Consider the following 13,654-nt stretch of genomic DNA (forward strand, 5'->3'; position numbering starts at 1 on the left):
CCCTGCCCCTCTCCCGCGTGCGGGAGAGGGGAGCAAAACGAGAGCACTTGGCATTTAACCTGCCATGACCTCGCCGCCTGCCACTGGCAGGGCCTGTCCGGTGATTGCGGATGCCGCAGGCCGGCACAGCCACGCCACGGCGTCGGCCACCTCGTCGGGTTGCACCAGCCGCTTCTGCGGATTGCGTGCAGCCAGTTCGGCCCGGGCCTGTTCTTCGGTACGGCCCGTCTTTGCCACGATATTGGCCAGGGCAGCGTGCACGATGTCGGTTTCGGTGTAGCCGGGGCACACGGCGTTGACCGTAATGCCCTTCGTCGCCAGTTCCAGCGCCAACGCACGCGTCAGGCCAATCACGCCATGCTTGGCCGCGCAATACGCGCTGACATAGCCGTAACCGATCAGTCCGGCCGTGCTGGCCACATTGACGATGCGGCCCCAACCCTGTTCGAGCATCGCCGGCAGTGCGGCCTGCGTGCACAGGAACGTGCCGGTCAGGTTCACGTCGAGCATGCGTCGCCACAACGCCAGGTCGGTCTTGGCGAATGGCGCGCTGTGGGCCTGGCCCGCATTGTTGATCAAGAGCGTGATTGGCCCGCGCTCGTCTGTAGCCAGTCCGAATGCGCCAGTGACCGCATCGGGATCGGCGATGTCGGCAGTGGCCACCCCCAACGCGGCGCCATCGACCGCAAGCGGTTCCAGCGCCTGCATGGCGGCGTCAAGCGCGGTGCAGTCGCGCCCCAGCAGGGTCACGCTGGCGCCGTCTTCCAGCAGCCGACGCGCTATCGCCGCGCCAATGCCCCGGCCGCCACCGGTCACCAATGCATGACGGCCCGTCAATGCCAGTGTCATGGCTATTTCCCCGGTTGCTGCGCAAACGATGCCGCACGCGCAAGATTGGTTTCCAGCTGGCGCTTGCCAGCCACGTACTGCTTTGGCCAGGCCACATCGCGAAAGCCGAGTCTGGCCGCCTCATGCAGCGTCCACGCCGGATCGGCCAGATGCGGACGTGCTATCGCACACAGGTCGGCGCGACCCGCAGCCACGATGCTGTCGACGTGATCGGCTTCGAAGATCGCGCCCACGGCAATCGTCGGAATGCCAGCCTCGTTGCGGATGCGGTCGGCGAACGGCGTCTGGTACATCCGGCCGTAGACCGGCGCCTGGTCCGGACTGACCTGGCCCGACGAGCAGTCGATCATGTCGGCGCCGGCGGCCTTGAACGCGCGGGCAATCTCTACCGCGTCGTCGGCGGTAATACCGCCATCCACCCAGTCATGCGCGGAGATGCGCACCGACATCGGCTTGTCCTGCGGCCAGACTGCACGAACGGCGGCAAACACTTCCAACGGAAAGCGCAGCCGATTGGCCAGCGTTCCGCCATATTCGTCGGTCCGTACATTGGTCAGTGGCGAGATAAAGCTCGAAAGCAGGTAACCATGCGCGCAATGCAGTTCGAGCCAGTCGAAGCCCGCCTGCGCGGCGCGCCGTGCATTGGCCACGAAGTCATCGCGTACGCGGTCCATGTCGGCCCGTGACATTTCCCGCGGCACTTGCGAAATGCCCGGCAGGTACGGCAATGCAGACGCCGATTCCAGCGGCCAGTTGCCGTCCGCCAGCGGGTAGTCCATCTTTTCCCAACCAAGCTGGGTCGAACCCTTGCGGCCCGCGTGACCCAACTGCATGGCGATCTTCGCGTCACTGTTAGCATGCACGAAGGCAACGATACGCTGCCACGCGTCGCGCTGCGTGTCGTTCCAGAGTCCGGGACATCCCGGCGTGATGCGCGCGTCGGGCGACACGCAGGTCATCTCGGCAACCACCATGCCGGCACCGCCCATGGCACGCGATCCGAGGTGCACCAGATGGAAATCGCCGGGCACGCCATCAACGGACGAGTACATGGCCATCGGGCTGACCACCACGCGGTTCTTCAGTGTCACGCCACGTAGCGTGAACGGCGTGAACATCGGCGGCAAGCCCGCATCGCCACCCGCTGCACGCAGCTTCAGGGTTTCCTGTGGCACGCCGGCCTGCGCGGCCAGCCATTGCTCGAAGCCGTCGACATAGCCCGCATCGCGCACCCGCAGGTTTTCATGCGAGATCCGCTGGGAACGGGTCAGCAGTGAGTAGGCAAACTGTTCCGGTGCCAGGCCCGCGTAACGCTCGACGTTCTCGAACCACTCGGTGGAATTGCGCGCGGCGTTCTGGATCTTGAGCACTTCCACGCTGCGAGTGGCCTCGTAATGCGACAGGGCCTCGGGCAAGCCATCGATGCCCGCCGCCCGGTTCGCGCTAATCTCATTGGCAAGATCGATCGCGTCTTCCAATGCCAGTTTGGTACCCGAGCCAATCGAGAAGTGTGCCGTGTGGGCGGCATCGCCCATCAGCACCACGGGCACGCGTCGCCCGTCGGGGAGCGCGTTCCAGTGCACCCAGCGCCCGCAGATCACGCGCGGGAAGCGGATCCAGATCGCCGAGCCGCGCAGGTGCGTGGCATTGCTGATGAGCCTGTGGCCATCAAGATAGCGCGCGAACAGCTTCTCGCAGTACGCCACGCCTTCTTCCTGGCTCATCTGTTCGATACCGGCGGCCCGCCAGACTGCCTCGGGCGCCTCGACGATAAACGTCGACGTGTTGTCGTCGAAACGGTAGGCATGCGCCTGGAACCAGCCGTGCTCGGTCTTTTCGAACGCGAAGGTGAATGCATCGAACAGCTTGTGGGTGCCAAGCCAGACGAAGCGGCATTGTCGCGTGTCGATGTCCGGCTCAAACGATTCGGCATAACGCGTGCGGATACGGCTATTGATGCCGTCGGATGCAATGACGAGGTCGGCGCCGTATTGCTGCGCCAGCGCCTGGTCATCGCTGACATCGGTCTCGAACACCAGCTTTACGCCCAGCGCCTCGCAGCGCGCCTGCAGGATATTGAGCAGGCGTTTGCGGCCGATGCCGATAAAGCCGTGGCCGCCGGAACGGATGGTCCGACCGCCGATATGGATGTCGATATCGTCCCAATGGTTGAACGCGGCGTTGATTTCGGCCGCACTGACGGGGTCAGCCTGCTTGAGGTTCTCGAGTGTTGCATCGGAAAACACCACACCCCAGCCAAACGTGTCATAGGCGCGGTTGCGCTCCACCACGACGACCTCGTGTGACGGATTCTGCAGTTTCATCAACAGGCCGAAGTACAGGCCGGACGGGCCACCGCCAATACAGAGCACACGCATCTGTCAGTCTCCTGCGTGCCGTCGGAAAAATGGACCGCCAGCACTCTACATCATGGTTAAATATTTTATGCTTAAAATATTAGGCCGCATGAAGGTCGCTGGCAAGCGGAATTTTGGGTTGCTCGCCCTCCCGCAGCGCGAGAGAGCGAGCGGATTGGTGGCTAGTGGCTAGGCCAGCGCTGCCTTCACCTGTTCCAGCGCGGTCGGATCTTCGATGGTGGTCAGGTCGCCCGGATCCCGCCCTTCCGCCACGGCCTGGATGGCGCGACGCAGCAACTTGCCGGATCGGGTCTTGGGCAGTGCGTTGACAAAGAACACGCGTGCCGGACGCGCCACCGCGCCAAGTTGCTGTTCCACGGTTTTCATCAGTTCGCCTTCGAAGATCAGGCGATCTGACTCGTTACCGGTACGGCCAGCATCGCGTGCAATGCAGAACGCCAGCGCCACCTGCCCTTTCAACGCGTCCTGCACACCAACCACGGCTACCTCGGCCACGCCCGGATGCGACGACAGGCTCTCCTCGATTTCGCGTGTACCGAGCCGATGGCCGGCCACATTGATCACGTCATCAGTACGCCCGAGGATAAACACATAGCCATCATCGTCACGCACGCCCCAGTCGAAGGTTGAATAGCACTGCCGGTTCGGCACCGACGACCAGTAGGTCCGAATGAACCGGTCATCATCGCCCCAAACCGTGGTCATACAGCCAGGCGGCAGCGGATAGTCAATGGCAACCACACCCTTCTGGTTCGGCGCACACTCATCGCCAGTGACCTCGTCGACGATCCGCAGGTCATAGCCATACGCGGGTACCCCGGGCGAACCAAGCTTTGCCGGTAACGGCTCCACGCCACGCTGGATCGCAATGATTGGCCAACCCGATTCGGTTTGCCAGTAGTTGTCCACCACAGGCTTGCCAATGCCGTCCTGGATCCATCGCGCAGTCGGCTCATCTAGTGGCTCGCCGGCCAAAAACAGCAGCCGCAGGCTGGACAGGTCATGCCGCTTGAGCAATTCGGGATCCTGCTTCTTCAGCACGCGGATGGCCGTGGGCGCACTGAACATGATATTGACGCGGTGCTGTTCCGCGATCTTCCACAAGATGCCGCCGTCGGGGCGGATCGGCGTGCCCTCGTACATCACCGTCGTCATGCCCGCCAGCAGCGGCGCATAGACGATATAGCTATGGCCAACAACCCAGCCGACGTCCGACGCCGTGAACATCGTATCGCCGGGCTTGCCGCAGAAGATATACGCCATCGATGTGGCCAGCGCCACCGCGTATCCGCCTGTGTCGCGCTGCACGCCCTTGGGCTTGCCCGTGGTGCCCGAGGTATAGAGCACGTACGACGGTTCGCTTGATTCCAGCCACACGCAGGGCACGTCCTGGCCGGCCACCTTGTCGCGCCATGCGCCGTAGTCTTCGTCGCGGCCCGCGGTACGCGGCATGTCGGCCAGCTTGCGATCCACCAGCAAGACTTTCTCGGGATGATGACCGGCCAGCCTGATCGCCTCGTCGAGCAATGGCTTGTATGGCACAACCTTGCCCGCGCGCGATCCGGCATCGGCGCTCACAATCACCTTCGGCCTGGCATCGTCGATACGCGCGGCCAGGCTGACCGACGCAAACCCGCCAAACACCACCGAATGCACCGCACCGATACGCGTACACGCGAGCATGGCGAACATGGCCTCGGGGATCATCGGCATGTAGACCAACACGCGGTCGCCGCGTTGCACGCCCAGCCCTTGCAGGATGGCGGCCATGCGCGTCACTTCATCATGGAGTTCCCGATAGGTATAGGTACGCTCGGTATCGGTTTCGGTGGACACATAGACCAACGCACGCTGGTCGGCCCGTTCCGCAAGGTGACGATCGATCGCGTTGTGGCACAGGTTGGTACGCCCGCCAACGAACCAGCGCGCGAACGGCGGGTGAGTGTCGTCAAGCACTCGCTCGAAGGGCGTTTCCCAATCGATGCGCGCGGCCTGTTCGGCCCAGAAGCCTGCCTTCTCGGACAGGGAACGCGCGTGCAACGCACGGCTTGCCGTCATGATGTGTCTCCTCCGCTTGTCGTTTATCGTGAATGCGGTGCGGATGGCTTCGGCAGGCCTGAGCGCGGTCGAACGCCACGGCGCGGCGGCTACTTGCCGCAGGACGCGGGGCTCTGCATCACCTGGGCCCGAATGCCGGCCATCTTTTCTGGAGAATCTACCATGACAGCATCGAGACCCAGGCGTTTGGCCTCGCAATAGGCTGCCAGATCGTTGACACCAAATGCCACCAGGTTGACCTGCTGCTTCGCGCGGTAACAGTTCACCGAATCCTTGGTCCAGAACACGGCATTGACCGGTGACCTTCCCTCACCCAGGGTAAAGGTTTCCACCACCTCGACATTACGTCGCAATTCGAACCCCGCCCATGCACCCGACGCAGGCGCGGCGCCACAGGTCTGGCCGAGCGTGGCCGTCACCAGCCGGTTGCGCGTGACATCGCGCGATTCGAACAGGCGTGCCTTGGGCCATGCCGCGAACGTGCGCTGGAAATCCGCCTCCGTCGAATAGATCAGCACGCGACCCCAGGCCTCCTCGGATGTCAGTACCTGCGCCACGGCATGGGTCAACGACTCGGCCGGCATGGCCTTCATGTCGAGCATGACCGGTATCTTGGCGGGGATGGCACGCAACGCATCGCGCAGCGTGGGTATGCCTACTGCCCGGTTGCGATAAGGGTATTGCCGGCTGCCATCGGGATTCGTTATCGAGAAGGTCCAGCCCGCGTTGAGCTTCGAGAGTGCCGCGGCCGACCAGTCGGCGACCTTGCCGGTACCGTTGGTCAGCGCTTCAAGCGTGGCAGGCCGGTAGAGCACCGGCTCCCCATCCGCACTCAACTGCACGGACAGCCAGATCATGTCGGCGCGTTGTGCCAGCGATGACTCGATGGCGACAACGGTATTCTCAGGACGGTCGGCGGTGCCGCCACGATGGGCAATCAGCTTCGGAGCGGGATACTTGGCGTCGGCGTCCTGACGCACGGTATCGCACGCAGCACCAAGGCATGCCGCGACGAGCGGCAACCCGCAGAGGGTTCGGAGGATCGACATGGGTACGTGTGACACCGGATGGAAAGTGTCACTGTCGCCGCGCCCTGCCGCTTCGGTCGTTGATTCCGATCAACCAGACATTCCGCCCCGGTGCCCGGGGCGGAAAATCGCTGATCCGCGTTGTTCAGTGCGAGTAGGTTAGTGCGAGTGGCTTAGTGCGAATGCGCCTTGCCGGACTTGGTGGACTTCGCGGACGCAGTGGATTTCGACGGCGCTGCCGGGGCAGGCTTGCTGGTCGACTTGGTGGCGCCCTTGCGCGGCGTAGCCTCGACCACCACGCGCTTGCGCGGCTCCGCCTTCTCGGACTTCGCCGCAACCTGGGCCTTGCCGCGTGTCTTGCCATGCGCGGTGCCGCGTGCCGGCGTATCGTCGCCGTCATCGCCACGCTCTGCACGCGCTGCCGCGGCCGAATTCGGTCGCACCATCAGCACCAGGCTCTGTCCGGCCACCAGTTTGCTGCCCGACAACCTGTTCCAAGACTGCACCTGCCGGGTCGACACGCCATAGCGGCGCGCCACCGACGACACCGTATCCTTGCGCCCCGCCTTCACCACCACGCGCTTGGCGTCAGGCACATCGGGTTCCACGGCCAGCATCGCCGTATCCACCAGCGAAGCGCTGATGTCCTGGTCATGGCGTTCGTTACGCGGGATCATCACCGTCGAGCCGGCCTTCAGGCGCATGCCCTTGGGAATCCGGTTGATCTCGCGCAGCGTGTCGGCATCGACATTGAGACGGGCCGCCAGGGCCTCCACGCGTTCGCGGCTATCCACCGTCACCGCGGCCCAGCTCGACAAGCCACCCCGATAGGTATTGAGGTTGTACTGGAAACGCTCGGCGTTATCGAACGGCAGCAGGATCTGCGGGTTGGCAGCGCCCAGGATCACCGGCCGGTTGAACGAGGGGTTCAGCGCCTTGAATTCATCCAGCGGCATATTGGCCAGCTTGGCCGCCAGCGCCACGTCGATATCGCGCGAGGTCGTGACCGTGACGAAGTACGGGTGGTCGGGAATCTCGGGCAGCTTCACGCCATACGCGGCCGGGTTGGCGATGATGTTCTTCACCGCCTGCAGTTTCGGCACGTAGTAGCGCGTCTCGTTCGGCATGGTCAGGCTGGCGTAGTCGGTTGGCAGACCACGCGCCTGGTTGCGTGCAATGGCCCGCGACACCGCGCCCTCGCCCCAGTTGTATGCAGCCAGCGCCAGATGCCAGTCGCCGAACATGTCATAGAGCCGCGACAGGTAGTCGAGCGCCGCGTCGGTAGACGCCAGCACGTCGCGCCGCTCGTCGCGGAACATGTTCTGCTTGAGGTTGTAGCTCTTGCCGGTGCTCGGGATGAACTGCCACATGCCGGCCGCCTTGGCCGTGGACTCCGCCTGGGGATTGAATGCGCTCTCGACGAACGGCAGCAGGGCCAGCTCGGTGGGCATCTTGCGCCGTTCGAGCTCCTCGACGATGTGGTACAGATAGCGGCTCGACCGGCCCACCATCCGTTCCATATAGTCGGGACGCGCCGCGTACCATTGTGTCCGGTCATCAACCAGCGTGCCTTCCAGCTCGGGCATCGCAAAACCCTTGCGGATGCGGTCCCAGATATCGGAGGACGGGCCGCGCAGCCAGTCCACGCCGGACTGTTCGACCTTGACGACGTTGCTGCCGGACAGCGATCCGGCGCGGCCAGTGCTGTTGAGGGTATTGAGCGGGTCCTTCTTCGGACCGGATTCCAGGGCGGTCGGTGTGCCGGCCATTTCACCGGCAGGCGGCGTGGGAGTGCCGGCACATGCTGCAAGCAGCGCGGCACACGCAACTACCGCCAGAAATCGACCAAATCGCATTAAGTTCTCTGAAAGTGACGCCAAAAATTTGGCCTGATCCTATGGAAAAGGCCGGTTCGCGTCAATGAGATTTTCCCCATGATGCAATTTGGTGATCTTTCGGTACGTCCAACGGGGATCGCCACCGACCGCACCGACTCAGAAACGTCTGAAATGTCTTATCGGAAATTGTCTTTCCAGCCGCGCAGTGAGCCAAACGCAGCGGCGTCGTTGCTGACGTCTCCGCCCTGCCCCTGGACCGCCTGGCGCACCGCCGCATCGCGCGAGCGCAGGAATGGATTGACCGCGCGCTCATGCGCCACGGTGGTCGGCACCGTCGGGGTGCCTGCCTGGCGAAGCGCATCGACGCGCGCCGACCATGCCGCCAGGTCGGCATTGCCTGGTTCGACCGCCTGGGCAAAGCGCACATTGCTGCGTGTGTATTCATGGGCACAGAAAACACGCGTATCGCCGGGCAACGCCGCCAGCTTGTCGAGCGACGACAGCATCTGCGCCGGCGAACCCTCGAACAGCCTGCCGCAGCCACTGGCGAACAATGTATCGCCACAGAACACGACATGGCCTGTGCCGGGCAGATCGCCCACGTAGGCCACGTGGCCGGCGGTATGGCCTGGCACATCGAGCACGCGGAACGAGGCGGCGGGGTGCGTCAGCGTCACGGTGTCGTCCTCGCGCACCGCCTGGGTGCGATGGCCAATCCGTTCGCCAGCCGGCCCGATCACGGGTAGCGGTGCGCCGTCGGGCCCGACAACGTGGTTTTTGAGCAGGTCCGTGACCCCACCCTGGTGATCTCCATGGTGATGGGTGATTACAATAGCGCCCAGTGCCAGACCGCGTTGCGCCAGGAAGCGCTCGACCGGTTCGGCCTCGCCCGGGTCCACGACTGCGGCGCTATGCCCGTCGTGGATGGCCCAGATATAGTTGTCCTGGAAGGCGGGGATTGGCTCCACTTTCAACATGCGTGCTCCTATGTCCGACCGACCGATTATAGATTGGGAAGAATGGCTGGCGTCGCCGCCCGGGCAATACATGCTCCGGTGGGAGGCCCAGCAATACGACCGGACGGTGGCGGATGTATTCGGCTATCACGCGGTGCAACTGGGCCTGCCCCATATCGACACGCTGCGCGAGAACCGCATGCCGTTCTCCGCGCTGGCCCTCGACGGCCGCGCCGGCCCCCATGGACCCAGCGCAACGCATCCCGATGCGCGCCAGTTGCTATGCCGCTTCGACGAATTGCCGTTCGACACGCAGAGCATCGACCTTGTCACGCTACCCCATATCCTTGAGTTCTCTGAGGATCCGCACGAGGTATTGCGCGAAGTATCGCGCGTGCTGATGCCCGAGGGACGCGTGGTAGTCACCTGCTTCAACCCGATGAGCCTGTGGGGTGCGCGCCAGGGCCTGAACCGGCTGGGCGCGACACCATTCCTGCCCAGCGATGCGCAGACGGTTGGCTTCGTGCGCATCAAGGACTGGCTCAAGCTGCTGGGCTTCGAGATCATCCGCGGCCGGTTCGGCTGCTATTGCCCGCCCTATCGCACTGACCGCTGGCTGCAGCGCGCCGCCTTCATGGAAAAGGCCGGCGATCGCTGGTGGCCGATCTTCGGCTCGGTGTACATGATCTCGGCGGTCAAGCGCGTCAAGAACATTCGCCTGGTAGGCCCGGCATGGAAGACCGCCAAGCCTGCCCTGACGCCAGTGTCCGCACCGGTGGCAACACCCACGGGCACGCACGGCAAGACTCACAAGATCAAGCCTGACGAATAGCGCCAGGCATTCATTCCTCCTGTACATGCAAGAAGTCACAATCTATTCCGACGGCGCCTGCAAGGGCAACCCCGGCCCAGGCGGCTGGGGCGCCGTACTCGTTGCCGGTGGCAACGAGAAAGAACTGTTTGGCGGGGAAAGCCCGACCACCAACAACCGCATGGAGCTGATGGCGGTGATCGAGGCGCTGCGTGCGCTCAAGCGCCCTTGCATCGTGAAGATCTATACCGACTCGCAATACGTGCAGAAAGGCATCAGCGAGTGGATTACTGGCTGGAAGGCGCGCGGCTGGAAAACCGCCGAAAAGAAGCCTGTCAAGAATGCCGACCTCTGGCAGATCCTTGACGAAGTCCGTCAACCACACCAGATCGAATGGCACTGGGTACGCGGCCACGCCGGCCACCCGGGCAATGAACGCGCCGACCGGCTCGCCAACCGGGGCGTGGAATCCCTCAACAAATGATCGATTTCCGGCCCGGCATCGGGCCGTTCGCCGCGACCGTTTACAATCCCGCCCCATGCGACAGATCGTTCTCGACACAGAAACCACCGGCCTGAACCACGCCACCGGCGATCGACTGATCGAAATCGGCTGCGTGGAACTGGTGAACCGCCGCCTGAGCGGCCGCCACCTGCACTTTTATATCAATCCGGAGCGCGACGTCCCGGAAGACGCGGTAGCCATTCACGGCCTCACCGCCGACTTCCTGGCCGACAAGCCGAAGTTCGCGGAGGTCGTCGACGAGATCCGCGACTTCGTGCAGGACGCCGAGCTGATCATTCACAACGCCGCGTTTGACCTGGGTTTCCTCGATATGGAATTCCAGCTTCACGGCCTGCCGCCGTTCCGCAAGCACGCCGGCAACGTGATCGACACACTGCGCGAAGCGCGCCAGATGTTCCCCGGCAAGCGGAATTCCCTCGACGCCCTGTGCGACCGCCTGGGCGTGAGCAACTCGCACCGTACGCTGCACGGCGCCTTGCTCGATGCCGAACTGCTGGCCGAGGTCTACCTGGCCATGACGCGCGGCCAGAATTCGCTGGTCATCGACATGCTCGACGGCAGCACCACCCAGGGCGAAACCCGCGCCATGGCCGACCTGTCCACCCTCACGCTGCCAGTACTGCTGGCAACGGAGGCCGAGGTCACCGCTCATTTGGGCGTGCTCAAGGAACTGGACAAGGCCAGCGGTGGCAAGACGGTATGGAAGACCGAAGCTCCCGCGGAGGCCACGGTCCAATAGGCCGGCGAGCCGACCAGCCAGTGCCGTGGCCCTCACAACTATTTTGAAGAAAGTTTGAGAAAGGGCTTTACAAGATACTGAGCCATCGGCATAATCTCGTTTCTCCGCTGCACGACATCAGCAACAACGGTGACGAAGCAGTAAGGGGTGGTTAGCTCAGCGGTAGAGCACTGCCTTCACACGGCAGGGGTCACAGGTTCAATCCCTGTACCACCCACCAGTACATGGCCCGCAACGCCTTACGTTGCCGAGAACCCGGAAAGCTAACGCTCTCCGGGTTTTTTGTTGTCTGCCTTTCTTGACGTTCGGCAACAGTGCCGGCTCATACAAAACGTACCGGTGCAGTGTCCGTCGGCGAGCTACAGAAAATCTTCCATAAGGCTGTCCTCGTCAGTACCCAATATCTGCCGAGATAGTTCGAACTGCTTTGCAATGTGCATGTTCACCCGTGCAGCAATCCACATGGCAGGCGTGCGCATGGCATCGATCTCGCCGGCGGCGGCGGCAACGATACGCTCGGCGCCCCAGGTTGCATCACGACTGATTTCCGGGTGGTCAGTAATGAGACTCTTCGCAGCATCCACATAGCCGGCAGAATTTGCGTCAGGTCTACATTCGAACGCCCAGGCGTCGTGCATCGGGTAGTCGATTCTCGGCACGTAGTGACCACCGGCCGCTGGGTAGGTCCGCGCATGAACCGAGCAGTGATCTCCATAGATTGCCGCATCCGGCCCGATTTCGGCATGCAAGACCCTCTCAAGGAGATTAATCACGCCGCGCTTCCCACCTGAACCTGCATCTATATGCGACACCACACTCGCAGGGAAGCTGGTCGCCAGCACCGCGACAATGGCATCCTCCACTTCCTGTCGAATGCTATTTATTGCCGTTACGCATGCAGCCAGAGAGGCGGCGAAAGTCTCTCGAATATAGCCCGCATCGATAATCACCAGCCCGTTCTCGCTCTTCGACAATGCGGATAACGCAGCAGTAACCTTGTCAACATCCTCGCTGAATCCGCTGATGCGGAAAGCAACTCGGTGGGTGCCGCTCTGCTCCAGTTCGCGTGCCTGATGTATGACTTGGGAGATCTTTGCCGACGGCGTGATTTGAAGCACAGGTACCACATTGGGTATTCCGGCGACAAATTTTTGCCAGGCGGCGAAATTCCGCTCAGGTTCCAGCAAGGATTGCGTTGAAGAATTCATGCGGGAAGGTTCGCGCGTAACGTCGAGGATGAAACTCCTGCCCCCGGTTGCGGCCCTGACCCTTTGAATGGATTCCTCGATACCTTCCTGCTTAGGCCACGCACCTGCGGTGAAGATTGGAAGAAGGTCATTCTTGCAGGCATCGTCCAGGCGATCATATCCAAGGACCTCCGCGGGTCGTGCGCGGAGCGACGGATAGTAGTTGAAGCTCTCGAAGTAGCTCATTAGCGTATTGGTGCGGGCTCAGGCGTACGCGCTTGCGCGGCGAAAATCGTTTGTCTGCCTGCAATTCGGAAAGTCGCGAACTAAGAGCAGCGATCTTCTGACTCATACCGGAAATGAGTCTCACCAGCCTGAAGGCGATGATCCCCGCCGTGACGGATGCCAGCAGTGCAGCCGTCCATCCCGAGAGGATCAGCAACCTTACATTCGGCTCCTTCTCCACAGAGCTGTAGATCGAGAATCCAAGTCCTGCGACGCCGACGACGGCACCGATAACACCGATCCAGAAACCCCCAATCGTCGGTGTAATCGTATCTACCGAGGAATACTCATCCATTTGATCGGTCCCACTGGCCCGCTACTCATCCAACCCCACCGACACCGCCGACAACGGCGCCGGGGCTACGGGAACCTGGATCACCACCGGCGCACTTCCATGGGTCACGGTTGCGGGCGCTTGCGGCTGGCCGACATTCCAGATCGTGACCAGCAGACCGATCACGCCCAGTACAAAGGCGCCAAACATTGCCACCAGCGACGCATGGTTCCAGCGGCTGCATTCGAGAATGACCTTGTTGATATCGGCGATGGCCTTGTGGATATCGGCGCGCACTTCGGAGATATCGGCCTTGGTCACGATATTGGCCTTGATAACGGCAACGCTGCGCTCGAGTGCACGCAAGCGGCCTTCGGTGCCGCCCTCATCGGGCGGCTCGCCGCCATTGAACCCACCACCGCCAACGATTGGCCTGACCTGCCGGCCGCGAAACCGCTCGTGCATCATGACTACCCCCTCTCACGATTCTTGTACGCCAGCCTCGCCTCAGGACAGCCTTCGCAGGCTTTGCAGGCTTGGCTGGCCTTGCTGAGATCGTCGAACGTCCGTCATACCTTTCCCCAGGTACGCGCGACGCCCGGCGTCGAATTTGCTATGGTATGCAGCGTCGTCTATCCATTGAGATCTCCGTTTGCTTCCCCGTCATCAGGCTGCGCGGGAAACCTCGGACTTCAGTCCGGGGATGGATAGCGCGGCGTGCGCGG

Annotated in this window: 12 protein-coding genes and 1 tRNA gene; 4 read left to right on the forward strand and 9 right to left on the reverse strand. The window is 62.7% G+C overall.

Annotated features, from left to right (window positions below):
• Nucleotides 1–54 precede the first annotated feature (54 nt).
• The 6 genes from ACO550_RS17935 to gloB all read right to left on the reverse strand — a co-directional run bounded on the left by ACO550_RS17935 (nt 55) and on the right by gloB (nt 9,128).
• Nucleotides 55–849, reverse strand: coding sequence for a 3-oxoacyl-ACP reductase FabG (locus ACO550_RS17935; protein WP_315593321.1), 795 nt, complete (start codon nt 847–849; stop codon nt 55–57).
• A 2-nt stretch (nt 850–851) separates the two neighbouring features.
• Complete coding sequence (locus tag ACO550_RS17940) at nt 852–3,227, reverse strand: bifunctional salicylyl-CoA 5-hydroxylase/oxidoreductase (protein ID WP_315593322.1); 2,376 nt, start codon at nt 3,225–3,227, stop codon at nt 852–854.
• A 168-nt stretch (nt 3,228–3,395) separates the two neighbouring features.
• Nucleotides 3,396–5,285: a propionate--CoA ligase gene (locus ACO550_RS17945; protein WP_315593323.1), complete on the reverse strand. Its 1,890-nt coding sequence runs from the start codon at nt 5,283–5,285 to the stop codon at nt 3,396–3,398.
• 89 nt (nt 5,286–5,374) lie between these two features.
• On the reverse strand, nt 5,375–6,334 hold the full coding sequence (locus ACO550_RS17950; protein ID WP_315593324.1) for a glycerophosphodiester phosphodiesterase family protein: 960 nt from the start codon (nt 6,332–6,334) through the stop codon (nt 5,375–5,377).
• 152 nt (nt 6,335–6,486) lie between these two features.
• Nucleotides 6,487–8,169, reverse strand: a complete 1,683-nt coding sequence (locus tag ACO550_RS17955) for a transglycosylase SLT domain-containing protein (RefSeq protein WP_315593325.1) — start codon at nt 8,167–8,169, stop codon at nt 6,487–6,489.
• Between the two features lie 158 nt (nt 8,170–8,327).
• Complete coding sequence (gloB, locus tag ACO550_RS17960; RefSeq protein ID WP_315593326.1) at nt 8,328–9,128, reverse strand: hydroxyacylglutathione hydrolase; 801 nt, start codon at nt 9,126–9,128, stop codon at nt 8,328–8,330.
• 10 nt (nt 9,129–9,138) lie between these two features.
• Here gloB and ACO550_RS17965 point away from each other — a divergent pair, with 10 nt between their 5' ends.
• The 4 genes from ACO550_RS17965 (at nt 9,139) to ACO550_RS17980 (ending at nt 11,403) form a co-directional block, all read left to right on the forward strand.
• On the forward strand, nt 9,139–9,939 hold the full coding sequence (locus ACO550_RS17965) for a methyltransferase domain-containing protein (RefSeq protein ID WP_315593327.1): 801 nt from the start codon (nt 9,139–9,141) through the stop codon (nt 9,937–9,939).
• 25 nt (nt 9,940–9,964) lie between these two features.
• Entirely contained in the window at nt 9,965–10,402 is a 438-nt protein-coding gene (gene rnhA, locus ACO550_RS17970) for a ribonuclease HI (RefSeq protein WP_315593328.1), read from the forward strand.
• 55 nt (nt 10,403–10,457) lie between these two features.
• The gene (gene dnaQ / locus ACO550_RS17975) at nt 10,458–11,183 is read left to right on the forward strand and encodes a DNA polymerase III subunit epsilon (RefSeq protein ID WP_315593329.1); all 726 of its coding nucleotides are present in this window, start codon (nt 10,458–10,460) and stop codon (nt 11,181–11,183) included.
• A 145-nt stretch (nt 11,184–11,328) separates the two neighbouring features.
• A tRNA-Val gene (locus tag ACO550_RS17980) sits at nt 11,329–11,403 on the forward strand.
• Nucleotides 11,404–11,542: 139 nt separating this feature from the next.
• Here ACO550_RS17980 and ACO550_RS17985 read toward each other — a convergent pair.
• Genes ACO550_RS17985 through ACO550_RS17995 form a run of 3 tightly spaced genes read right to left on the reverse strand, consistent with a single transcriptional unit; the run spans nt 11,543 to nt 13,397 of the window.
• Nucleotides 11,543–12,616: a beta family protein gene (locus ACO550_RS17985; RefSeq protein WP_315593330.1), complete on the reverse strand. Its 1,074-nt coding sequence runs from the start codon at nt 12,614–12,616 to the stop codon at nt 11,543–11,545.
• Nucleotides 12,546–12,950 (reverse strand): hypothetical protein, encoded by a 405-nt coding sequence (locus tag ACO550_RS17990; protein WP_315593331.1) that lies wholly within the window; start codon nt 12,948–12,950, stop codon nt 12,546–12,548. The genes ACO550_RS17985 and ACO550_RS17990 overlap by 71 nt, the downstream gene beginning before the upstream one ends.
• Before the next feature lie 21 nt (nt 12,951–12,971).
• The gene (locus tag ACO550_RS17995) at nt 12,972–13,397 is read right to left on the reverse strand and encodes a hypothetical protein (protein WP_315593332.1); all 426 of its coding nucleotides are present in this window, start codon (nt 13,395–13,397) and stop codon (nt 12,972–12,974) included.
• Nucleotides 13,398–13,654 lie beyond the last annotated feature (257 nt).

Source organism: Cupriavidus sp., assembly GCF_057315035.1.